This is a genomic window from Lacihabitans sp. CS3-21, assembly GCF_024343675.1.
Classification (GTDB): domain Bacteria; phylum Bacteroidota; class Bacteroidia; order Cytophagales; family Spirosomataceae; genus Leadbetterella.
On the sequence record NZ_RJUD01000001.1, the window covers coordinates 24,689 to 48,897 of the forward strand.

Below are 24,209 nucleotides of genomic sequence, written 5' to 3' on the forward strand. Positions count from 1 at the left end.
AAAGTTCTTTGTCAAATTAATTAGGTTTGGTTTTTCTTAAAATTTCCTCAACGACCATACAGTATAGCTTTTTGAGGGCGTTTCTATAGTTGCTTTGCCTCTGTCATCGGTGGTTATAGTTTTGGCAGTGTTTTCAGAATAGTCATACAAAGTGGCGTTTTTAAATGAAGTAAAAACGTCTTGTTTTTTAGAAACAGTGCTGTTGTTTATGGCCACTACAAGGCCAGGTATTTTGCCTTCTCCAGAGCGTTGGGCTAAATAATATTCTACGTCAGCAAAAATCACGGAAAAATCGCCTTTGGCAAGTGTTCTATTTATTTGAATAAGTCGGTCAAGCTTCCATTTGGGCAGTTGCACTTCATAATCGAGATAAAAAATACAAGGATAACCTGGATGCGTTAGAATGTAGGCGTAGGCCAAAAGTTTGTTTTCGGTACTGCCGATTCTGTTGGATTGATTGGTTTCTTTTTCCGTGTCGTGGTTGGTTACAAATGTCACTGCATTTTGTGGTGAAAGCTTGAAAAGGGCACTTTTGTCTCTCAGAAGTTTCAGGTTATTTCCGTCAAATGCCTGTTCCATGTTGTAGAATGCCGCAAAATCAAAAGCCTTTGCCCCAGTTTTATCTACCCAAGTTTTGAGATAATCGGCGTTACCATCCCAGGCTTCTAAAACTCCAAAGCCGCCCACTTCTTCCATCCAAGATTTTATGACCGAAGGATCAAATCCCTTGACATAATCAAATCTCCAGCCATCAAACTTCATGGTATTTTTGTAATATTTGGCCACCGATGAGTCTGATTTCCAGAACCATTTCTGTACATTGGCTTGGTCATGACAAAGGTCTTGTTCTTCAAAAAACAGTGCCTCTGCATCTTTAGAATGGTGGTCGTTTGGATGGAAATCTTTGGCTGTTCTAAAAAACCTGCCCGATTTTGGTCTGAAAAGCGTATAGGTATTCTTGTTTCTGTAAGTATTGAATTCTATAGAACCTCCACTATTGTGGTTCAAAACTATGTCGGCAATTACCTGAATGCCAGCACTGTGTGCTGATGAAATCAGTTTCTCTAGTTCTATCCGAGAACCAAATCGAGTTTCCATTGTACCCATTTGGTCAAAATCACCAAAGTCGAAATAATCCATTGGATCATAGCCCATCGAAAAACCTCCTGACATGCCTTTCGAGGCCGGAGGAAGCCATATTCTGTCCACGCCCACTTTTTTCCAGGCGTCTATTCTTGTAGAGAGGGTATTCCACCAGTCACCCTTTGGTTCAACATCCCAATAAAAGCCCTGCATCATCACGCCACCCGTATTTTCTACCAAATTCAAATCCATAGGAGCCGAACTCGAAGGTACATTTTCGGATTTTGAACAGGATATGAAAACAGTAAGAAATAGGCATAGAACAGCGGCTTTTTTCATGGAGTTTGTTTTAATAAAGTTTAAAAAAATCTGCACAGAAATACTCTATGCAGATTATAATCAACCTATTACGAATTTCTTCGTGTTATTTTTTTGTAATTTTATATACAGGAGTTGACTTCGAAAAGTCTAAAATCACATCATATTTCCCAGCTAAAACTGCAATGTTTGCTCCACCAGCATCAAGTGTGCCATTAGCACCGTCGTCGCCGTAGTTTACTGACCAATCGGAGTTTGCTCTGAATTTTATTTCTCCTGTTTTAAGCGTTACATTTTGTGCAATCCAAACACCTTTTGTGTCAAAATCTTTGGAGAAATTGCCAAAGTCAGGTGCGAAAGTAAAATCTGGAGTTGCACCCCAATCGTTGTATCCACTACCAACAATCCCCCAAAGATTTGTGATTTTTTCTACGGTCATTTTGTTTTCTTTGAAATTTACGGTGATCAAATAAGTGCCTTTTTTGGCAGCAACATTTGCTCCACCAGCGTCTATTGTACCGTTTCCACCATCATCACCATAGTTTACCGCCCAGTCAGAGTTTTGTCTGATTTTAAACTCACCATCTTTCAAGGTAACCACACCTCTCCATTGGTCAGAAAAGGGATCATAAGTCAGTGGTGCATCTGGAGTTGCTCCCCAATCGTTGAAAGCACTTCCTACTAGTCCCCACGAATACTTTTCTACTTTTACTGTAAGCTTTGCTGCATCAAAAGTTATTTTATATGTACCTGCTTTGCTAACAATATTTGCACCTCCAGCTTCAAGCGTTCCATTTGCTCCATCGTCACCGTAGTTTACTGCCCAGTCGTTATTTTTACGGATTTTAAACTCACCGTCTTTCAGTGTTACATAAGCCACAAACACCTCTGCCGAACTCGTTTTGTAGAATGGAGCATCAGTAAAAGCACCCCAGTCGTTGTAGGCACTACCCACAACACCCCATGGAGAAGAAAGATCGAGTTTATCGAGATATGCGGTAGCTTTGAAACCAGCCAATGGCGACGTAAGAACTACCGCATCGCTCAGTTTCGCTTGGATCTTTACATCCAAGTCAGCCGCTGCACCCGCTGCCAAACCTAGATTTAGCAAAATGCTATTCAGCTCTGCACCTTTGAAGGTTTTGGTTAAATCTTTTCCTGCACTGTAGCTGTACGCTTTTGAGAAATCTCCACCTTTTTTATCCAAAAGTATGGTATAAGAGGGAGCTGCATCATAGCCAAATTCTGGCTTTTGCCAAGTAATTGTTAGAACAGTGTTCTCGGCAACATCTTTTGAAAGAACCACCGTTGGTGCTGACAGCGAAACTACTGGGGTGGCTCCTGAGTTGAGAACCGCCTGTATTTCGTCTTTTTCGCAAGAGGACATCAGAATCAATGTCCCTACGAAGAATGCTATATTTTTAAATATTTTATTCATTTTCTGAAAAATTAGTGATTAATAACCTGTGTTTTGTGACAAATTGGTATTTACCGTACGTGCCTCAGCTGGAATCGGGAACAACTTATATTTCGTATCAACCGCTCTACCCGCCATTACGCCACCTTTCCAAGGCCAAACATAAGTTGAAGTGGTAAGTTGGTCGAAACGAATAAGGTCTGTACGACGGTGGCCTTCCCAATACAACTCACGAGCACGCTCATCTAGGATAAACTGAAGCGTAAGGCTATTTGCTGTGATGTTTCCTGAATTGTTTCCGTAGGCTCTTTCTCTGATCTTGTTGATGTAAGAAAGTGCAGTGGCATTGTCACCTGTACCACCTCTCAAAACCGCCTCAGCATAAATCAAATACATCTCCGAAAGACGGAAAATCGGGAAGTCAGTATCCACAAAATTACCTGTGATATCATTTCCTTTAGCTCCGGAAGTATAATTGTTGGTCCATTTTTTTACATGAACGCCATTTTTAAAATTGCTGACATCATCAATTTCATTTTCCACTGGATCAATCTTAAATTTTGAAGTGGTGAAAAGAGCACGCTTATCATTTGTTGTAGTAGTATTGCCACTAAAAAACTTACTTGAAAGCCCTTTTGTTGCTCTGTACCCAGCCCAACCACTATTTACGCCAAAGTCTGGATAATCGTCGCCCGCGGCTGCATGTGCTAAGAAAGTCGTGTTTCCGTAACCCTGAGTTTTAAGTCCGTCGCAGTTGATAGCCCAAATAATTTCGCCAGTTTTGGTATGATTGTCTGCTTGAAAAAGTTCACTATATTTCGGAGTCAAAGCATAGCCAGCATCTATAACTTTCTTTGCATAAGCGGCGGCTTCTGTATTTTTCTCTGTTCCAATATATGTTTTGGCGTTTAAATACATTCTGGCCAAAAGTGCCTGAGCAGCACTTTTATCCACTCGTCCATAAACGGCAGTTTTGGCTGCCGGAAGTAAGTTCTCTACCTCCTTCAATTCTTTTTCTATATAGTTAAAAAGCTCAGATGAAGATTTTTCCACAGGCGTAACGCCTACAGCATCAGCTTCTGTCAAGAAAGAATATTTGCCAAAAAGATCCATGGCTGCCCAGTAGTTAAAAGCACGTAAGAATCTAACTTCAGCCACCGCATTTTTAATGTTGGTAGCGTTGGCTCCGGTGATTCCTCTTTCGGCGAATTTGGCATCTGAAGACTCACGGATAAACTCGTTGATAAGGGCCACATTCCAGATCGGACGTGCATACATACCTTTGATAAACGGGTCAGTGCTGGTCCAAGATAGGTTATGGAAGTCTTTAATTGTTTGGTCATTCCAAGTCACCATGGCTTCGTCGGTTGGTAGCTCCTGCATATTGAAAAAGGGACGAATAAAGGCTATTTGTGAACCTTCATCAAGTCCAGTAATGTCAGGTTGACCACCTCCGCCAGTGTTTCCACCCACAGAAAGGGCTCCATATATTTTTGCAAGTACAGAATTGTATCCTTCTACACTAGAGTAGGCCTTATCTGGCGTAAAATCGTTCTGAGGAAACAAGTCGAGTTTGTTTGAACACGAAGTAATGAAGGCTGTCGTGAGCAAAGCAACTGAGAATTTTTTTAATATATTTTTCATTGTTTTTTCTTCTTTTTAATAATTATCAAAAATCAAAGTTTAAACCAAACGAGTAAACTCTTGGACGAGGATAAATGGTGTTGTCAACGCCCGATGCACTTGAGTTTTCAGGATCTAAACCACTGTATTTGGTAACAAAAAACACGTTGTTTACACTTGCATTCAAGCTTAAAGTAGTATTACCAAAAACTTTACCTACATAATATCCAACGTTCACATTGTCCAATCTGAAGAAAGAAGCATTTTCTATGTAATAATCAGAAAGGTATCTGTTATTAAAGAAATTGGTTTTTGTTAGAAGCGTCGTGGCATTGTTGATCACCAAAAGTGGGTCTATCAAATTTCTAAGTACTGATCGCTCTGACTGTAGGTTGTTGTATAAATAATTGCCCACCATGGCATGTCCAGAGGCACTAAAAGTAAACTTATTGTAGTTTAAAGAAGTATTTACACCAAATAACATTGTTGGAGCGGGTTTTTGGAATAAATATCTATCCGCATCGTTAATCTGGCCATCCGTATTTCGGTCCACATAAACACCTTCAAGCGGTGTACCATTTTCGTCATATACTTGTTGAAAAACATAATAAGTATACGGCCATTGCCCAATGGCATGCAAGCCAATAGAGTTACCAGTTCCTCCCGAAATTCCACTAACAGGTATTCCTGTGAAATTAGGATCTTCTTGTTTACGTAATGCTGTGATTTTGGTATTGTTTTTTGTGAAATTGAATCCTAGATCCCAACGAAGTTTGTCTTTTTTGATAGGTGTAGTATTCAGCACAACTTCTACTCCTTTGTTGGTCAAACTACCCACATTGGTGAATAAGTTGATATCAAACGTAGAACCATAGGCTACAGGAACTGTCGCCAATAAGTCTTTGGTGTCTTTTTGGAAAAGCTCCACTGTACCGCTGATTCTGTTGTTAGCAAATCCGAAATCTAAGCCCAAGTTTTTGGTAGTAGTAGTTTCCCAAGAAATGTTTGCATCAAAAGCCGCAGGACGGTAGAAAGTATAGAATTTATCACCGAATTGGTATTGGGCAGTTGCAGTACTTTGGGCATATCTGGCCATGTATGGATAATACTGTCCAAAATCTTGCTGTCCAGTCACACCGTATCCAACTCTAAGTTTCATATCAGAAACTATTTTGCTATTTGAGAAAATATCGTCTCTAACTTTCCATGCCAAGGCTACAGCAGGGAAATAACCCACTCTTGTTGCTGGGGAGAATTTCGATGACGCATCTCTACGAATGGAAGCCGTGGCCAAATATTTTCCCATGAAGGTATAATTGACTCTTCCAAGATAGGAGTCCAGTCGATATTGTGGTTTATCTGTTGCAAAAATAGGCTCGGTGCCAGGGATGATTGTTTTACCGTCAGCACTGTAGGCTGGGAAATTAAATACATTGGTTACAAAGTCCTGATAAGAGTGTAATGCCAACACGTCTATTTTACTTTTTATGCTTGCAAGGTCTTTTTCATAGAACAAAGACACATCCCAAAGTTTGTTTGACTTGCCTTGTTTGTAGTCGGTTAGTCGTCCGTTTGTTAAATAGTTTGTAGCCGAAAGTGCATTAATCAAGTCTGTGCCACTACCTTTGGTGTTATCTAAACCAAGGTTGGTTCTTACATGCAAGTCTGGTAAGAATGGCAGTTTATAATCTAATTCAATATTTCCGATTAATCTATTTACAGTAGAAGTATTGTCACGTTGCTCCAGCAAACCTAAAGGATTAAACCCAGAAAGTTGTTTGTACTTGCCTTGGCCGTCTAACCATTGGTAGTATCCGCCGTATGGGTTATCGGTCATAACTGGTTTTGTGGGGTCCATTCTAAGGGCAGAGCCTATGGCTCCTTCATCTGCAAAACGGTTATTGGTATTAGCCAATTTTAGGTTAACATTAACTGCTAATGCATTGTCCAAAAACTTAGGGCTAAGATTGATTGCGGCTGAGGTACGATTGAAATTGTTGGTTTTCAAGATACCGTTTTGATTAGAGTAACCCAAAGACACTCTAAATGGCACTTTTTTGTAAGTACCACCCGCACTTAAGTTATTGTCTGTACCCAAGGCCGTACGGAAAATCTGATCTTGCCAATCGGTATTTTCAGTTCCTAAAAGGTTTTTATAAGTATTGTCACCAGTTTTGGCAGCTCTTGCAGTGATTATTTCTCTTACCTGATCTCCTGTAAGTACATCTACTTTTGTAAATACCTCACTGGCCGAAACAGCGGTATTAAAATTGAAAGTTGGCTTACCCGAAGTGCCTTTTTTTGTGGTGATAATAATAACACCATTTGAAGCTCTTGAGCCATAAAGGGCTGCCGCTGAGGCATCTTTCAATACTGACATACTCTCTATATCATTTGGATTGATGGTGTTCAGTAGGTTGGCTGAACCAGCAATGCCATTTCCTTCTACTGGTATCCCGTCTATTACAATCAAGGGGTCGTTGCTGGCGTTTAATGAGGCCGTACCTCTGATACGGATTGTGCTACCTCCGCCGGCAGAACCACCACCACTAGTTACCTGTAAACCAGCCACTTTACCTTGTAGCAACTGCTCTGAAGATTGTATGTTTCCTTTTTGAAAATCCTTAGAATTTATCGCTATTACAGAACCCGTAAGATCAGCTTTTTTACGCGTACCATAGGCTACCACCACAACTTCTTCCAGCAACTTGGAGTCGTCTACCAAAACTACGTTGATAGCTGTTTGAGTTCCTACCAATACCTCTTTGCTGGTTTTTCCAATAAAAGAATATACCAAAATGGCTTGGTTATTCGGAACAGCAATGGAGTAGTTTCCACTCAAGTCAGTTTGTGTACCGACGGTTGTTCCTTTTACTGACACCGTCACACCAATCATTTCTGATTTGTCTGTGGCATCGGTCACCTTGCCCGTAATAGTTTTTTGGGCAAAAGCAACATTTCCAAAAATCATCAACAAGAAAACAGCAAAGATGCCGAAGCCGGAAGTTGATGACCTTAAATTTCGATTGCGTTTGTTTTTTTGCATCTTGAAATAAAGTTTAAGTTAAAGTATAAAATATTAAAAAATCGGTTTAAAAAATTTAAAAACAGGCAATGCTTCATTGCCATTATCTGCATCAAAAAATGAAGCGTTTTCCCAATGTGAACCTGTACCCCATTGCGTTTTGCAACTGCTAGAAATCCAGGCAGGTTCCCAATAAATTACGCCTTCAGCCCCCACATTTTTGCATCTTTTTACGAGATCAACCATAAAACTCAGCTGACCTTCAGGTGATATTGGATAATTTTTTAGGGCTGCATCTGCCCCAAGCATATTGTTTGCTTTGTCAAATTCTTTTGCAGTGTAAGGATAGCCCGTTTCTACTATCATCACTCGTTTACTGTAGGTGTTTTTCAGTGTTTTTATGGTGTTTTCCAGCTGGTTCAAATCATACTTGGACCATTTGGGATAATAACTCAAACCAACCCAGTCGTAGTTTTTTACCTCAAATTGGTAGGCGTCTTTAAACCAAGGTTCGGCGTTTTCGGGCTGAGCTACGTGTAACATCGTTTCTACTTTCAGGCTGTTGGTTTGGTTAAAAAAACCTACTGCTTCTAAACCTTTGTTGAGCAAGAATGCATTGCGTTTCCAATTTATAGGACCGTTGCTGGCCGAATCGGGATGTTGAATGATACCGATATTGGTCTCATTGCCAATTTGGACCATTTCGGGTGTAAGACCTCGGGACTTTAAATAACTGAGAGTTGATAAAGTGTAATTATAAACGGAGTCACCAAGGGTATTTAGGTTATTTATTTTTTGCCAAGCTTTAGGCATAATTTGTTTGGAAGGATCGGCCCAGTTGTCGGAATAATGAAAATTTAACAAAACCGACTGACCAGCATTTTTGGCTCTTTTCAGTGACTTCTCCACATCGGCAAGTGAGGAATATTTGTTAAACTCTGGTGTGTGCCAAAGACGCAATCTTATAAGGTTTGAACCTCTTTGGGCAAAGTATCCATAAGGTTCCACTTTTTCACCTTTTTCTCTATAAATTCCGCCACAATCTTCAAGTTCATTTACATAAGAAAGATCTGCACCAAGATAAAAACTAGGCTTAGGGCTTGCCATTTGACTGCAACTGTTCAATGACAAAGCTGCCATTAAAACTAGTAATGAAAATTTGGCTTTTGGACTTTGCACCTTTTTTATTTAAGTATTTTGAGATGCAAAGGTATAGGTCAGAAAAATAGACTTCGCCCCATTTTGTATTTTTCTAATAATTTTTTGTTTGATACAATGGTTTGAATATTAGAACCTTACGAAAATAAAAAGTGCCGATTTATAAAATGGCACCTTTTTTCTACTGTAATTTTATACTGTCCAAGTATTCTCTAGGAGTCTGGTTAGTGATTTTTTTGAAAGAGCGGTTAAAAGCAGTCTTAGAATTAAATCCTACTTCATAAGCCAATCCCAAGAAGGTAAGATTTTGGTTTTTAGGATCAATGACCATTTTCTTAAACTCCTCTATTCTGTAATGATTGATGAAGTCGAAGAAGTTTTGGTGATAATGGTCGTTGATGATTTTCGACAATAGATGTGACGGTATTTGAATCTGTGAGGCGAGTTCGCTCAGACTGACTTTTGGGTTTTTAAACGGACTGTGGTCTACCATAAATTTCTCTAACTTTTCAACATCCTTTTTAATATGCTCAGGATCATTGGCAACTACTTTTTGATTCAAATTAACCGCCGTTTCAAGCAAATCGTCAAAAATGGAAATCTTTTGAGGCTGTGCTTTGAAGGTCTCTGACTGATGTATGGCGAAGTATCCAACAAAATAAGTGATAATAGAAAAAGCTAACCAAGTGAGGTCCACACTGTTTTCAAATAGCCTGATATTGTCAATGTTGAAATAATGCCCAACCAAGATAGCTACAATAGAAAATGCCCAAAAGCACAAAACGACAAACTGAATTACAGAAACGGTATTTAGATAGTTGAGGTTTTGTTCGTATGATAAATTGGTCTGAAATTCGAGTTTATAAGCAACAATCGTTTTTCTAAAAAGATACCAATAATACACATTCCATAGTAAACCAAAAATGCCTGCCCCACCAAATATATAGGTTAAAATAAGCTTTTGCTCCATCAAATCCAACAAAAAGCGTTTGTCGTTTTGCATCAAAAAAGGTAAGTAAACAAAAAATTGGACCATAAATGGCACGAAGTGTAAGTACCACTTTGAAGGAAGAAAGTGAACATTATAGAGCAGTTTTATTAAATAAAAATAAAAAATTGGAGCATAAACAAAGTAAATGAAGTCATGCAATATTACTATTCCCGGAAAACGATTAACAAAAGTCTGGAAATTGGACATCAAGTATAACAAAATGCTCATTGATGAAATAATAATTGAAAGTATGAGCCAACGATTGGCCTCAATATTGGCATTCTGAATGAGAGGAATTGCAATGACCAACAATATGCCTTGAAATACTGCAAATAGCAGTAAAAAGTCGAAAAGCGAATAAACATGAAGCGTACCCATGAGGTCTTCCCAGCCTTCAATGGTCACATTTACTGACTTATTGTTGATGTCCGAACTGCGATAGATTATCCTGTTTGGTCTGGCTTTTCCACTTTCTCTAGCTTCTACCGATTCCCAGGTACCTCTCGTAAATTTAAACTCCAATTTGGCCATATCAGAATAAATCCTGGTGGTATATTGCCCTTGAATATTTCTTTTGAGTTGATAGTCGGCATTGCCTGACTCCCAATTATTGAAATTACCTGAAACGTAAATTTCTGCATCTTTAGGGGTGTTTTCAGGAATATTATCCACTATTATATCATAGGCTACTTGCTTTTCCCAGCCCAATATTTTTGCCTTGACAATACTCGACTTTGTCACATTTCTATCAAAGCTCCTGTTGGGCAGTCCTTCACCACTGGGAGTACCTTCTACCAACATCCAGCTTCCTTGGGTAAATTTATATTCAAAGCTTGAAGGAACGTTTTCAAGAACAATAGAATAGAGGTTTTCTTTTTCTTTAATAAGAATATAGGCAGGGTCGCCAGGGTTCCATTTGTTGTAGTCAAGGGCTACAAATAATGGCTTATTAGCATCTAAAAATGGCGACAATACTTCTACCTCTATTTTTACTTGTGCCGAAATAAGCTGACTCAAAAAGAAAAAATAGAAGCACAACATTTTGGATAAATGTGGGCTAAAAGTATTTTTAAGAACCATTGATGAATAGTTTGTTCAAAAGTAAGCAAATTTTTGAGATAATTGACCAGTAAGTATAATCCAATAATATGAACTACTTTTGTTGTTTGATCTAGTATAATAGAAATACTAAAATTCATTGTTTAAAAAACTATTAAACAATTTCGTATATAAATAGTTGATAACTTTGTTAACTGAATACTACAAATGAAATGAGCCAATACTCCATCCGAGACCTCGAACAGCTTTCAGGCATTAAAGCCCATACCCTCAGAATATGGGAGCAGAGGTACAAAATGTTGGTTCCCCAAAGGTCTGATACAAATATCCGTACGTATAGTGACCAGGAGTTGAAGCTTTTGCTCAATATATCCACGCTTAAAGATCATGGCTACAAAATTTCGGAAATAGCCAAACTGAAAGAGTCGGAAATTAAAGAAGAGGTGTTTTCGCTTTCAGATAAAGTGATGCAATACTCAGATCAAATACAGGCCTTGACTATTGCAATGATTGATATCGATGAACAGTCTTTTGAAACTATTATCAACAAAAATATAGAAACACATGGTATAGAAAAAACCATGGTAAACGTCATTTATCCGTTTCTAACTAAAATTGGCATACTTTGGCTCTCAGGTTCCATCGGACCGTCGCAAGAACACTTCATTACAAACCTTATCAGGCAGAAAATCGTCGTCGAAATTGACAAATTACCAACAAATTATGACCCTCAAGCCGAAAAAGTAGTGGTGTATACACCCGAAGGTGAATATCATGAAATCGGAATTTTGTTCGCTTACTATATTTTTAAAAATATGGGAAAGAAGGTGATTTATTTGGGACAAAGTTTGCCTTTTGAGGAGCTTAAATTTATTATTGAAAAGGAGAAACCAAATTTTGTTTTTTCAGCATTTACTTCGTTTTCTACTTCCCAAGATGTACAGAACTACATTACCAAAATGGGTACAACTTTTCACGATCAAACCATATACCTTACTGGTATGCAGGTAGTTAGTCAGAAACTGGAGCTAACCGAAAATATTACGGTTATCCAAACAGTCAATCAGCTTGTTGCGTTAGGAGCAAATCCTTAGAGTAAATCTATCGGGTTGTCAACTACTCTAAAATCTTCATGGAGCGAATTCAAGATATTCATATCACTTTCAGCAATTGCAAAATCAAAAATATCAAAGTTCTCCTTTATCCTCAACAAGTTACTAGACTTCGGAATCGGTGAAACTCCATGCTGAACATTCCACCTCAGAATTATCTGAGCGGGTGTTTTCTCATATTTTTTTGCCAAACTTTGAAGTAGATTATCGTTCATTTTTAGTCCTCGAACCAAAGGTGTGTAGGCTTGTAAAACAGTTCCTAGTTTCTCGCATTTCGATTTTAAGCTTTCCAAATACAAAAACGGACTAAACTCTACCTGATTAACTGCAGGTACAATATCTGAATACATCAAAAGTTCGTCTAAAAAAGGCTCTAAATAATTGGCCACGCCAATAGCCCGAGCTTTGCCAGACTCATAAATTTTTTCCAAAGCTCTCCATGTTTCTTTTCTTGTGGCTTTTATAGGCCAGTGAATTAAATATAAGTCCACATAATCGGTTTGCAAAAGTTCTAGACTATAGTCAAAAGCTCGTAAAGTATTGGCATAGCCTTGGTCTTTATCATTGACTTTGGTAGTCAGAAATATTTCTTCTCTCACCACCGAACTGGTTCGAATTGCATTGCCTATTTGCATCTCATTTTCGTACATTGAGGCCGTGTCAATCAATCGGTAGCCGATTTCCAAAGCCCACGCTACAGCTTGTTCTGCTTCTTGATGATGCATATCAAATACACCAAGGCCTAATAATGGCATTTCCACGCCATTGTTTAGCGTTACTGTTGGTTGAGATATCATAATATTAAATTTTCAAATCAATAATGGCCATTAAAAAAGCAGATTTATCCAAATATAAATTTAAATAAATCTGCTAGAAAAATTTATAGATTATTTTACCCAATAATCTACCACAAAAACCTTCTCCATGTGAGGTTTTAACACCTCTTGAAACGCTTTGTGGCTAGGATCATTTTGATAATCTGCTAGGTCCTTCTCGGATTTAAAACTTATTATAAAACAATGTGTAAAACCCTGATTAAACTGTTCAGGACTATTATTTATTCCCCATTCCATATCCTTTATTTGAGGCACTGATTTCTTTAATGCATAAAATGTATCTGCCACATTTTGAACGTCTTCGGCTGAGGAACTGTCGTTAAATTTAAAAATAACAACATGTCTAAGTAATTTCTTGCTTGATTTTCCTTGAGAAAAAACTTGAGTTGACGTCAAAGAAATTATAAACACGTATAAAAATAATCTAAATTTTGATTTCATAATTTTGGTTACCATTTTTCAATACCTAAAAGTTTTTTACCTAAATCGTTTAATTCTGCCACACCGTATTTAGTTTGTTCCCAATTTCTTGGATCTCCCGGAAATGCATAACCTTCTGGTGCTATGCGGTTTTTCCATGAATTTACTCGCCAGTCTCGCATGGCTTGGTTGTCATCTTCGGCTGGCATCATTGATATGTACTGAGCTACGCGTACCTTATTTGTTGAATTATTAGGGCGAATGCCATGTGGCTCTAAGCTGTTGAATATCAGCAAGTCACCTGCTTCCAATTTCACTTTATGGAACTGTCCCTCAAAAGCAGAAGTGTCTGGTTTAAATCGGTTTCTGTCTTCGGGCTGGGTAAGTTTCCAGGTGTCGTAGGTTCTGTATAGCTCAGGAATACACTGAAAGCCACCCATGTTTTCGTCGGTTTGGTCAGCTAATGCCAATACGCCTTGCACGTTTACGGGTTTGGTTTCTGGGTCATAATCCCAATGAATAAATCCTTTATACTCAAATCCCGGACGAATTGGGAAATTTAAGTTGGCTCTGTCTATCGTTACCCAAAGTTTCTCTGTTCCCCAAATGTCCACAAAAGCATCGTACACACGCTGCATCTGGCGGTTGTTCCACAAGTGCTGGTTGTTATAAACTTCTACCATACCTGTGCCACCAAGTTCTTTCATCTTCATTTCGGCTCTTGGAGCAGTGTACCATGTAGTTTCGTCATTTGGGTCTTTTTCTTCAAATTCCCATAAGAAAGCGGCCGTTTCCAATGCTTGCTCTCTAGGAACCGCATTTTTAATGATTACATAACCGTTTTCTATCCAAAACTTCCAGTCCTCTTCGCTCAAAACTCTTAAAGGAGCACCATTAGAGCGGTCGTTTAAGGCAATTTGACTGCTGGTGGCCGTAGAAGGATTGCCCGGAATATCGAGATGATTGGTGTTTGGTATCATAGTGGGAGCCATTGTAGGCACCATTCCAATATTAAGGTTTTCCATAAATATTTATACTTTATATTTAAATAATATACAAATTTGGGATTAAAAAATCAGGAAAACATTCTCAAAATTTGCCTATATTTGAACAATATTGACCTTTTTAAAAGTTTTTTTATACAAATAATATATTATAGTGTCAAATGATAAATTAATTCTTGAAAAAATTGTTCCTGACCAAGAAAAAAGTTCGTTTCATTGGTTGGTAAACCCAAAACTTAATGATTTTTTCTTGTGGCATTTTCATCCTGAATATGAGTTGGTATTCATTGAAGCCGCGGCAGGTAAAAGACATGTGGGTGAACACGTGGGGAATTTTAACGAAAGCGACCTCGTGTTTATTGGTTCATATATTCCGCATCTCAACTTCGACTATGGTATAAAAACTGAATATCTGAAAACTGTGTTGCACATTCAGCCGCAATTTCTTAAAAACGAGCTACTCAACACACCCGAGCTGGAGGCCATTGCTTCTCTTTTTGAAAAATCAAAATACGGTATTGCTTTCGGTGAAAATGTCAAAAAACTTGTTGGTGAAAAATTCAAAAAAACTACTAAATTGACTTCCTTTGAACAGTTCTTGAGTATGCTAGAGATTTTCAAAATATTAGGTGAAACGAATGACTACATGCTTCTTCACACAGAAATACCTAAAAATCAGTATAATAAAAAAGAAGAGGAACGGCTCAGAAAAATTAATATGTTTATAGAAATCAATTACACGAGAAAAATAGATTTGATAGAAATTGCTCAATTGAGCAATTTAAGTACTGCCGCTTTTTGTAGATATTTCAAAAAAATGACCAAGCTGAGCTTTACAGAGTTCTTGAATAATTACCGTATCAACCAAGCCAAACTTATGCTCATGAATCACAAAAACGTTTCAGAAACGTGTTTTGACGCTGGTTTTGACAGTCTTTCGTATTTTAACAGAACCTTCAAGAAAGTAATGGGCGAAAATCCATCTTCCTTTCGGAAAAAGTATAGTAAATTGTAAAAAAAACTTCATCATGAAAAAATTCTTGTTCTTGACCGTACTATTTTGCCAATCTTTATTTTCATTAGCTCAAGACTTCAAAGTAGTTGGATATTACACACCCACCAAAAATCCCGAAGAAATTCAGATAAATTTGCTAACACACATCAACTATGCTTTCGCGATTCCAGCCAAATCGGGCGATACCTTGTTGCCCATTGGGAATCCTGAAAACCTTATAAGAACCGAAAAATTTATACACAAAAATGGCAAACAAATTTTTATTTCAGTGGGCGGCTGGGGAATTGGAGATGGTGGTGGTGACGATACCCGATTCCATAAAATGGCAGAGCGAGCAGAGGGAAGACACACTTTTGTGAAAAACATAATGGCCTTTGTAAAAAAATACAACATGGACGGTGTGGATTTCGACTGGGAATATCCAGACGAAGAAAGTCCATCTGCTGACCATTATGTGGCTTTGGTAACCGAAATGGCGGATGCCCTACACAAAGAAAACAAAAAGCTAACAGCAGCCGTAATTTCGTATGGAAAGAAAGGCTATGGAACCAAAAACGAGGTTTTCGAAAAAATGGACTGGCTCAACCTTATGGCTTATGACGATGATTACGGCCCAAATTATGTAGTGGCACATTCACCTTATTCTTTGGCTATTAAAAGCCTCGACTATTGGTTGATTGAAAGAGGCTTACCTGCTAAAAAAGCGACATTGGGATTGCCATTTTACTCCAAAAAGGGCATGGGCAACTATGGCCCGAGCTATAAAGACTTACTAAAAGACGGGGCAAGTCCATTCGACGATTACTGGAAAGGTGCGTTTTACAACGGAATGCTTACCATTGAAGAAAAAACCAAATTGGCCAAAAAACAAGGTTTGGCCGGTGTGATGATTTGGGAAATTTCTAGCGACACCAACGATGAATGGTCGCTTTTGAAGGCGATTGAGCGGGGAGCTAAACACTAATCTATGCCAGTAGTGTTTCGGCAGAGATTCCAAATCCTTTGTGTAGGTTCTTAATCATTCTCAGTGTAAGTGGCTTTTTCCCATTTAAAACTTCGGATACTCTAGATTTTGTACCCAAATATTTAACCAAGTCTTTTTGACTTAGGTTGTTTTCCTCCATCTTGTACTTTATTGCCTCTATGGGATTAAGTTTAGGAATAGGAAATTGCTCTGCTTCGTACTTTTCAATAACAAGCAACAAAAGTTCAAGTTGATCTCCTTCCTTTGTGTTAGGTTCTGCGTGCCAAACATCTTTTAAATAACGAAGAGATGTTTGGTATTCTTCTACGTTTTTGATAGGTCTTATTTCCATAATCTCAATAATTATCTACCGTTTTTGCGTCTATTTTATCATATTCCTTGTGAGTGCCTACAAACATTATCCAAATAGCCTTAAATTTAAAGTTGCAGGAAACTACAAGCCGAAATTTGTTTTTAGCGATATTAAATACAATTCGATCATTTCCAACATAATCAGCATCCTTAAAATCCAAAACAATTTCTTGCGGTGTTTTATAAAAATTCTTGCTCATTTTTTCATACCAACTCAATAAGCCAATCTTTGAATCAGGATGTTTTTCCCAAAATTTTAAAAGTGTGCCTTTTGCTATAATTCTCATAATGTTACAAATGTAAGAAAAGTTCCAAAAGTTGGAACTTAAAAATCTTCAATATTTTCAAAAACAAACTAAAACTCAAATATTGAATATATTTTATCAGAGATCTGAAAAATCGCCCTACTTTAAAATCTCCAAGCTACTAATCGACTGACCTTCTGTCCTTGAGCCATTTCAATTGTTTTGAATTGGCTCACTTTTACCTTTTCAAGTTCTTTGTAAATTCTATCGAGATGCTCTTTTTTTGAAACCAAACTTGTAAACCAACGGCAAGCATCAGAGAATTCTATACTTTCTCGAATCATTAAAATGATAAATTTCAGTTCTCCACCCTCACACCACAGCTCGTTAGAATTTCCTCCAAAATTAAGCTTTGGAATGTCCTGTTTTTTTCCAGATAGGTTGTTTGTTTTTCGCAAATTTTGTGCAGCGGCATCGGCTTCTGAAGTATAAAATGGTGGATTACAAATGGTCAAATCAAACTTTTCATTCGGCTTTATGATACCTTGGAAAAAATGATTTTTGTTTTTTTGCAATCTAATTTCAATTCCATCCTTTAAAACTTCATTAAAACCCACAATTGCATTGGCTGCTTTTACAGAAACAGGGTCAATATCTGTTCCTACAAAACTCCAACCATATGCACAATGGCCAATTATCGGATAAATAGCATTAGCTCCTACTCCAATATCAAGGCATTTTATGTTTTTGCCTATTGGAATAATTCCGTTGTTGGTTTCTGCCAAAATATCGGCCAAATAATGCACATAATCCGCACGACCAGGAATTGGTGGACAGAGATAACCTGCAGGGATATCCCAGTTCTTTACGCCGTAATAATGTGCCAAAAGTGCTTCATTGAGTGTTTTTACAGCCTTAGGATTTGAGAAATCTATTGTCTGGGAACCGAATGGATTAACGAAAACATGGTTTGAAAGTTCGGGCAATGTCTTTACGAGAGCTTCAAAGTCATATTGCCCTCGATGCTTATTTCGAGGATGTAGATTGAGTTTTTGTTTGGCTATTTCTTTGGGCATTGACCATTAATTTCGATACAAATTTACCCAATTACTAGAGAAGTCGGTGAAGAATTAAACTTATTGTTTCTTATAATAAAAAGCACCTCCATCGGCCAGTTCAGCTTCTAAAGGACATTTTTGATATAAACTTATTTCTCCCTTGGTTTCGTCTATTCTTAAAAAAGAGTAAGTTTTGGACTCCAAAAAAACCAAAGCCAAACGTGGATTTGGGGAATTTTTGGGATGATTCCCTATTTCAATTTTCGTAGACTCCGTCACTACACCGTTTACTTTTCGTATCAAAGTACGTGCCTTGGCATCAATCTCTAAAGTTTCTGTTTCAGTAGGAAACAATTCCGTCGGACCATTGGGCGGAGGATAACCGACTCCGATTTTATACATAATCCATTTGCCATCAAGCTTTGAAAGTTCAGGATCAACATCGGCTTCGCATTGTGCGGCACTCAAAACCAATCCGAATAGAAGAAACAATAGTCGGGTCATATTTATAGCGTTTTCTTTAATGATTCGGAACTTTCGGATTTGGTTGGAAATGAAGAAGGAGAGCCAAAAGACTCTCCTTCCTATAAATTATTCAAATCAATAACCAATCAAAATGGCTTCCATGGCTTGCCTCCAGCTAATATCTCTTGAGCTTTTGCATCAAAAGTTATTTTTAAGCCAGTTCTATAGGCAGCATTTGACATCATAGTGGCTATTGAATGCTGGTATCCAGCTTCAATTGGAGCGTTTGGAGTTTTACGGCTACGCACACACTCCATCCAGTTTCTGATGTGAGCAAATGTCAAAGGGTCGCCACCTGTGTTGGCATCAGAAGCTACTTTGTCGCCTTCCAATTTCAATGGTGAAAGTAAGTTTGCCTTCATTCCCATTGCTTTGGCCTCTCGCTCACGTAAACCACCTGTGTCAGAGATTTCGTTGGTATCCAAGTTGATCATACCTCCGTTTGAATAATATAGCTCTTTGGTATCACCGGCCGAGTTTGAGAATCTGCTTGTAAACTGCACTTGGAAACCATTTTGTGGTTGGTCAGCAGGGCCGTAATCAAAAACAACCGTCAATGTATCGGCATTCGTGCGGCCATCTTGCCATTGGTAAATACCGCCGTTGGCTACTACACTTCTCGGGTGACTCAAACCTGAGAACCAGTGAACCGTATCTATTTGGTGGCTCATCCATTGACCAGGTATACCTGATGAATACGGCCAGAATAATCTGTATTCTAAATATTTACGAGGATCAAATTTCTCATAAGGACGGTTCATCAAATATCGTTTCCAATCTACATCAGACTCTTTCAGGCTGGCAACTAAGTCAGGACGTCTCCAACGGCCAGGTTGGTTTACGTTCCACATCAACTCCACCATTTTGATATCGCCAAATTTACCTGATTTAATAAAATCTTCGGCCGCGTGATAGTTGGCTCCCGAACGTCTTTGCGAACCTATTTGTACGATTTTCTTCGAGTCCTTCACGGCTCTCAATACTGCACGGTTGTCGGCCATGGTTTCTGCCAAAGGTTTTTCTGCATATACATCGCAGCCAGCTTTTACTGCCTCGATAGTATGCAAAGCGTGCTGAAAATCGGCTGTTGACATCATTACGGCATCTACAGACTTAGAAGCATAAAGTTCTTCATTGTTTCTGTAAACTTGTACATTGGCTCCTAACTGCTTATCCAAAAACGCCTTACCTTCTTCACGACGGCGATTCCAGATGTCTGAAAGGCCCACCATTTCGAAGTTCATTTCTTTTTGCAATGCTGCAAAAGGACCTACATGCGATGCACGGTGACGGTCAGAGAAACCCACACATGCTACTCTTACGCGGTCGTTTGCACCTATGATTTTTCCGTAACTTTTTACAGAAAACCCTGTGGCTACACCCGCCATTATCGATTTTTTAACAAATTCTCTTCTTGTTGTCATTCTGATATTTTGGTTGAAATTTTCTAACTATAAAAATACTGTTTTATTAAAATTATTACTGTTTTTTCTTGAAAAAAATTAAATCAATAACTCAATCCTTGGCCAAAATTAAATAAGGCATAACCTGGATTTTCTTTGCTCCCAGGCAAATCTGACTTGTTTTCTGACACAGCTTTTTCCGAACTTGGCGTAGCAAAAGGCATTTTACCAGTTGGGTTAAATCTGCCAGAAATAACATCTATCAAAGCATCGACAGAAGTACCAAAAGTAGCCAAAATAGTTGCTGCTTTTCCTTTATCAATCTCATCTATCACCCAAGGATTGGTGTAATTTATCACCACAATTGTCGGTTTGCTATTAATTAAATCATTGACATGGGACACATCAACTTTGTTTTTTGAAATACTCAATTCTATAGGTTTTCCGCCAGAACTAAATAAACCACCAGTAGTAGGAAAAAGCCACAAGAGAACCACATCAGCTTCCTCTTTAGTAGAAACAAACTCGATGTTTTCGGCTTTCGTGTCGGGTTTTAAGACTTTTATTGGAGACTTTGGAGCTTGTGCCTGCGGCCCTCTTCCACCACCATCTTCTTTGTAATATTCAAAGTAAACTTTTGTTTTCTTGGTGATGGGTAACAATTTCTCATCATTTCTTAACAAAACGATAGACTTTCTTAATGCCAAGTCTCCTTTTTGCTGGAATTCCGAATTTCCAACAATTTTTTCAGCTTTTTCGACATCTACAAAAGGATTTTCAAACAAGCCCAATTCAAATTTTTCTTTTAGCAACCTACTCACTGACTCGTTAATTCTAGATTCTTTTACCAAACCTTTTTTTACGGTATTGAGCAATACTGTTGGATCCGCCGCTCCCGAAAAAATATCCACACCAGCCTCTATGGCTTTTACATATCGCTGCTCGATGCTCAGAGATTCTACTCCCCAAGGCATCATTTCTATAGGTCCCGTATCAGAGTTTATTATGCCTTTGAAACCTAACTTTTTACGCAATAAATCATCAATAATGGCCTTGTTGAATGAGAAACCAACTTCCTCAAACTCCTTGCCTTTTGGTGCTGAATAGTAAGGCATTATAGAAGAGGTACCTGCATTTATAGCTGCAATGAAAGGTTTCACATGGTCATTAAAATTTCCACCGGGATAATGGGCAAATTTTCCCCAATCAAAATGCGAGTCTTGACCACCTTCTTGAGGGCCACCACCGGGAAAATGTTTGGTGGTCATCGCTACAGAATTTTTGCCTAATTTATTTCCCTGAAAACCTAAAACTATCTCACGAATCATAGCAGAGGAAAGATCTGCATCTTCTCCAAATGTCCCTTCCGTGCGATTCCAGCGGGGTTCTGTAGCCAAGTCTGCCATATACATATAACCTTTTCGCAAACCTACCGCAGTCCATTCTTTTGCGGCAATTTCTGCAAACTCTCTGGTAAGTTTGAAATCACGCATGGCAGCCATACCCAATTCGCCCGGCCATTTTGAAAATGCAGTAGCTCCCACACTCAAGCCCACTGCGGCATCGGTGGTGATATGGTTTCTTGGATTTGAAGCAACAATAGCTGGTATTCCCAACCTTGTGGTTTCGCAAAGTGCCTGTAAATTATTAGACCACTCTGCCATAGTTTTGGCTGAGGTATTGGCCCTTAATATAAAATGTCTTAACTGTCTTTCTGTAACAGCCTTGGTTGTACCAGAGGCAGACATATTGGGCTCAGACAATGGTTTACGTGTAAACATATTTACATTTTGTACCAAATCTTCCTCATTAAAACCACTTGAAATTGGAGCATTCGGATTAGCTGAAGGACCAAAACCTCCATCGTTTGCCATTCTCGTGGTGCTGATCAACATGAAGCCTACTTTTTCTTCCATGGTCATTTTTGATAGCAAGTCTTTCGCACGCACATCAGCTGGTAAACGCCAATCTTCATATTTGTCAAGTTTGCCGTTCTTGTTTAAGTCCTTAAATTCTAAATTTGCTGACTTAATTATTTTCGTACTTTTGGCACCCAAAATTGGCTGAACAAATTTTTGAGCAAAGAGCGAGGTGGCTGAAAAAAGGAAAATAAACAGTATTTTATTCATATTTTGCTCAATTATTAACTTACAATTTTAATTAGACTTAAAAGGGTTTTAGAAAACTTGTTAAAATTCTCTGATTTTTATGTTTTTGAAAAACACATTGTCGCTGTGATCTTGCAACAATATATGCCCTTTTTCACCTGATCCAAAACCCTCAATTTTGGCATATTTACTTCTAGCCACTAGTGCTTTGAAAATATTGCTGTTTCGTTGATATTCAAGAACCTTGAAGCCATTTAGCCAATGTTGTACCGTATTATTCGGCATCACAACTACACGGGCTTGGTTCCAGTCTCCAATTTTCTTCTGAAAACGTTTGTCTAACTTATCAGACGGAATAAGGTCATACAAACTGGCTATGGTGCGGTTGCCCACCACGCCTTGTTTGGCATCCGGATGTTTTTCATCATCTAGCACTTGATATTCTAGGCCCAATGGAGATTTTTTTCCTTCTTCACCGAGCATTTCAACAAAGTACTTTACGCCAGAGTTTGCAGCATCTGTCAGTTTAAAGTCAAACTGAAGTTCGAAGGCTCCATATTTTTGATCTGAAATCAAATCTACCCCAGGGCTTTTTGTAGCATTGGATGTAATGGCCAAAACACCATTATCTATTTTCCAGCGAGAATCTGGTGCAGCGGTGCTACTGCCGTTTTTCCAACCATCCAAGTTTTGACCATTAAAAAGTAACTTGTACCCTTGAGCTTTTTCTTGTTCTGAAATATTATTAGGAAGAAGATTTACTACTGGGCACTCATCCAAAGGACTAGGCTTTAGATTTTCTGTTTGAATTCTGATATTTTTCCATCTAATGGTCATTCCTGGCTTCATGGCTGCATAAATAGAATGCACTTGAAGGGCAATAAACCCTTTGGCGGTCATGTCGTCAATCACATGTGCTGTGGGTACTCCATTTATAAAAGTTCTTAAAGTGTTGCCAATCGCCTCTATTCGGTATTTGTTCCATCCTAGTTTTATAAATGCTTTTTGACCAGCTGGATTGTGGTTTAAATTATATAACCAATCCCTGCGGCCTTCGTCATAAATACCACCTGACCAAGCTCTTGTAGAAGGATCCACTTCCATTTGGTACCCATGTACTCTTCCGTTTTGATAATCTGGCTTTGACAAACTTCGAAATTGCACACCACCATTCATTTCATCATCAAGTTTAAGATCAAGCTCAAGAATGAAATCACTATAATCTTTATCGGTGCAAAGAAATGAGTTAGGAGTATCGCTTATGGTTTGACCTACAATTTGACCATTTTCTACTTTATAAATTGCTTTTCCACCTCTTTGGGTCCAGCCTTTTAAAGTTTTTCCATCGAAAAGGCTTGTCCATTTTTGTGCTGACAATCCCGAAGAAAACAAAAGGAATAACAATATTAGTTTTTTCATATTTTATAATTGAATATTACTCAAAATTACCTAATATTATTATTCCCGAATGATAGATAAAAAGCGAAAAAATATGAAATTTTGATGCTTATTTAACAGTTTGGGCCAGAAAGGTGTTAAAATTTCACCTTTATTGTTTCCAAATACGTTTTGCTTATTTGTCCACACTCCAATGCGGTTCTTCCTTTTACAGGAACGGCATCTAATTCTATGACATTCCAACCTTTGAAGCCTATTTTATGGAGGTTTTTGAAAATAGCAGGAAAATCTACTTTCCCTTGTCCAAGTTCCACAAATCTATAGCCTGATTTATTCTCAGTATCAGGACGTGTGTCTTTTATATGGGTAGCATAAATGATATCTTTGTATTTTAAAACAGCATCGGCTGGCACGCCACCTCCTTGGTGATAATGTGCTACATCGAGCAATAGTTTTATATATCTACTATCCATCTCGTTAACGATAATTTCTATTTCCTCAGGCGTCTCCCCTAGCTGATGCATGTGGTTGTGATAGGCCGGCTGAATTCCCGTTTCTTCAAGAACGACTTTAGCCACTGCCGACATATTTTTAGCATACTTCGTAAGTTCATCTTTGGTTGGCTGTCTGTCTTTTGGTCTTGATGTGTTGGTAATCTGTAACGACTGACCGCCTAAAGCTTTTATAAATTTTGCGTGATTTAAGTGCGTTTGGGTATCTTTAGAGATATCGTCTGATATGCCGACATTTCCACTAGAAAACATCGCCAATTTTAATTTTGCCGATTCTATGGTCAGCTTTAAATCCTCCGGTTTATCTTTAAAAATAGGGTAAGTATTGGCTCTTAACTGAATGCCCTTATAACCTAAGGCAGCAATGTCTTTAATGGCTACAAGGTCGTTTCCACTCCATGTGATGGCTGAATAGGCCATTTTTTGGTTGTATTTGGCTGCAAAGGCATCAAACTGAGATGCCAAAACCAAACTTGCTGCTGATTGAATAAATCTACGTCTGTTCATGATTATTTTTGGTTGAATTATAGAAAAGAAAACCCCGAATCTCTTCGGGGTTTCTA

At 38.3% G+C, this 24,209-nt stretch carries 20 protein-coding genes; 3 read left to right on the forward strand and 17 right to left on the reverse strand.

Translation table 11 applies throughout. From position 1 onward, the window contains the following. Window positions 1-36 precede the first annotated feature (36 nt). The 6 genes from EGI24_RS00105 to EGI24_RS00130 form a co-directional block, all read right to left on the reverse strand. Complete coding sequence (locus tag EGI24_RS00105; protein WP_255046106.1) at window positions 37-1,422, reverse strand: alpha-amylase; 1,386 nt, start codon at window positions 1,420-1,422, stop codon at window positions 37-39. Between the two features lie 85 nt (window positions 1,423-1,507). Continuing rightward, window positions 1,508-2,839, reverse strand: coding sequence for a SusE domain-containing protein (locus EGI24_RS00110; protein ID WP_255046107.1), 1,332 nt, complete (start codon window positions 2,837-2,839; stop codon window positions 1,508-1,510). Window positions 2,840-2,857: 18 nt separating this feature from the next. Further along, window positions 2,858-4,462: a RagB/SusD family nutrient uptake outer membrane protein gene (locus EGI24_RS00115; protein WP_255046108.1), complete on the reverse strand. Its 1,605-nt coding sequence runs from the start codon at window positions 4,460-4,462 to the stop codon at window positions 2,858-2,860. 25 nt (window positions 4,463-4,487) lie between these two features. After that, window positions 4,488-7,487, reverse strand: a complete 3,000-nt coding sequence (locus EGI24_RS00120) for a SusC/RagA family TonB-linked outer membrane protein (RefSeq protein WP_255046109.1) — start codon at window positions 7,485-7,487, stop codon at window positions 4,488-4,490. 33 nt (window positions 7,488-7,520) lie between these two features. Continuing rightward, the gene (locus EGI24_RS00125) at window positions 7,521-8,573 is read right to left on the reverse strand and encodes a glycosyl hydrolase 53 family protein (RefSeq protein WP_255046110.1); all 1,053 of its coding nucleotides are present in this window, start codon (window positions 8,571-8,573) and stop codon (window positions 7,521-7,523) included. A 232-nt stretch (window positions 8,574-8,805) separates the two neighbouring features. Beyond that, window positions 8,806-10,695 carry an AraC family transcriptional regulator gene (locus EGI24_RS00130; protein WP_255046111.1) on the reverse strand — a complete coding sequence of 630 codons (1,890 nt, stop codon included), beginning with the start codon at window positions 10,693-10,695 and terminating at the stop codon, window positions 8,806-8,808. Between the two features lie 191 nt (window positions 10,696-10,886). Here EGI24_RS00130 and EGI24_RS00135 point away from each other — a divergent pair, with 191 nt between their 5' ends. Further along, window positions 10,887-11,768, forward strand: coding sequence for a MerR family transcriptional regulator (locus tag EGI24_RS00135; RefSeq protein ID WP_255046113.1), 882 nt, complete (start codon window positions 10,887-10,889; stop codon window positions 11,766-11,768). On the opposite strand, the gene EGI24_RS00140 is transcribed toward EGI24_RS00135, so the two are convergent. The 3 genes from EGI24_RS00140 to EGI24_RS00150 form a co-directional block, all read right to left on the reverse strand. Then, window positions 11,765-12,583, reverse strand: coding sequence for an aldo/keto reductase (locus EGI24_RS00140; protein ID WP_255046114.1), 819 nt, complete (start codon window positions 12,581-12,583; stop codon window positions 11,765-11,767). The two genes, EGI24_RS00135 and EGI24_RS00140, sit on opposite strands and share 4 nt — an antisense overlap. Window positions 12,584-12,673: 90 nt before the next feature. After that, complete coding sequence (locus EGI24_RS00145; RefSeq protein WP_255046115.1) at window positions 12,674-13,063, reverse strand: Dabb family protein; 390 nt, start codon at window positions 13,061-13,063, stop codon at window positions 12,674-12,676. 8 nt (window positions 13,064-13,071) lie between these two features. Then, a complete protein-coding gene (locus EGI24_RS00150; RefSeq protein ID WP_255046116.1) occupies window positions 13,072-14,067 on the reverse strand; it encodes a phytanoyl-CoA dioxygenase family protein in 996 nt (331 codons plus the stop codon). Window positions 14,068-14,200: 133 nt separating this feature from the next. On the opposite strand from EGI24_RS00150, the gene EGI24_RS00155 reads away from it, so the two are divergent. Together EGI24_RS00155 and EGI24_RS00160 are read left to right on the forward strand one after the other, a co-directional pair. After that, on the forward strand, window positions 14,201-15,061 hold the full coding sequence (locus EGI24_RS00155) for an AraC family transcriptional regulator (protein WP_255046118.1): 861 nt from the start codon (window positions 14,201-14,203) through the stop codon (window positions 15,059-15,061). 13 nt (window positions 15,062-15,074) lie between these two features. Beyond that, window positions 15,075-16,025 carry a glycoside hydrolase family 18 protein gene (locus EGI24_RS00160; RefSeq protein WP_255046120.1) on the forward strand — a complete coding sequence of 317 codons (951 nt, stop codon included), beginning with the start codon at window positions 15,075-15,077 and terminating at the stop codon, window positions 16,023-16,025. Between the two features lies 1 nt (window position 16,026). On the opposite strand, the gene EGI24_RS00165 is transcribed toward EGI24_RS00160, so the two are convergent. From EGI24_RS00165 to EGI24_RS00200, 8 genes are all read right to left on the reverse strand, one after another. Further along, window positions 16,027-16,377 carry a type II toxin-antitoxin system HigA family antitoxin gene (locus tag EGI24_RS00165; RefSeq protein ID WP_255046121.1) on the reverse strand — a complete coding sequence of 117 codons (351 nt, stop codon included), beginning with the start codon at window positions 16,375-16,377 and terminating at the stop codon, window positions 16,027-16,029. Between the two features lie 4 nt (window positions 16,378-16,381). Next, window positions 16,382-16,684 (reverse strand): type II toxin-antitoxin system HigB family toxin, encoded by a 303-nt coding sequence (locus tag EGI24_RS00170; RefSeq protein ID WP_255046122.1) that lies wholly within the window; start codon window positions 16,682-16,684, stop codon window positions 16,382-16,384. Between the two features lie 122 nt (window positions 16,685-16,806). Beyond that, window positions 16,807-17,718, reverse strand: a complete 912-nt coding sequence (gene rlmF / locus EGI24_RS00175; RefSeq protein WP_255046123.1) for a 23S rRNA (adenine(1618)-N(6))-methyltransferase RlmF — start codon at window positions 17,716-17,718, stop codon at window positions 16,807-16,809. A gap of 60 nt (window positions 17,719-17,778) precedes the next feature. Next, window positions 17,779-18,204, reverse strand: coding sequence for a hypothetical protein (locus EGI24_RS00180; RefSeq protein WP_255046124.1), 426 nt, complete (start codon window positions 18,202-18,204; stop codon window positions 17,779-17,781). 107 nt (window positions 18,205-18,311) lie between these two features. Continuing rightward, window positions 18,312-19,649 (reverse strand): Gfo/Idh/MocA family protein, encoded by a 1,338-nt coding sequence (locus EGI24_RS00185; protein ID WP_255046125.1) that lies wholly within the window; start codon window positions 19,647-19,649, stop codon window positions 18,312-18,314. A gap of 83 nt (window positions 19,650-19,732) precedes the next feature. Next, window positions 19,733-21,757: a glycoside hydrolase family 3 N-terminal domain-containing protein gene (locus EGI24_RS00190; protein ID WP_255046126.1), complete on the reverse strand. Its 2,025-nt coding sequence runs from the start codon at window positions 21,755-21,757 to the stop codon at window positions 19,733-19,735. A gap of 60 nt (window positions 21,758-21,817) precedes the next feature. Continuing rightward, entirely contained in the window at window positions 21,818-23,155 is a 1,338-nt protein-coding gene (locus tag EGI24_RS00195) for a DUF1080 domain-containing protein (RefSeq protein ID WP_255046127.1), read from the reverse strand. A 116-nt stretch (window positions 23,156-23,271) separates the two neighbouring features. After that, window positions 23,272-24,153 carry a sugar phosphate isomerase/epimerase gene (locus tag EGI24_RS00200; RefSeq protein ID WP_255046128.1) on the reverse strand — a complete coding sequence of 294 codons (882 nt, stop codon included), beginning with the start codon at window positions 24,151-24,153 and terminating at the stop codon, window positions 23,272-23,274. Window positions 24,154-24,209: the final 56 nt, after the last annotated feature.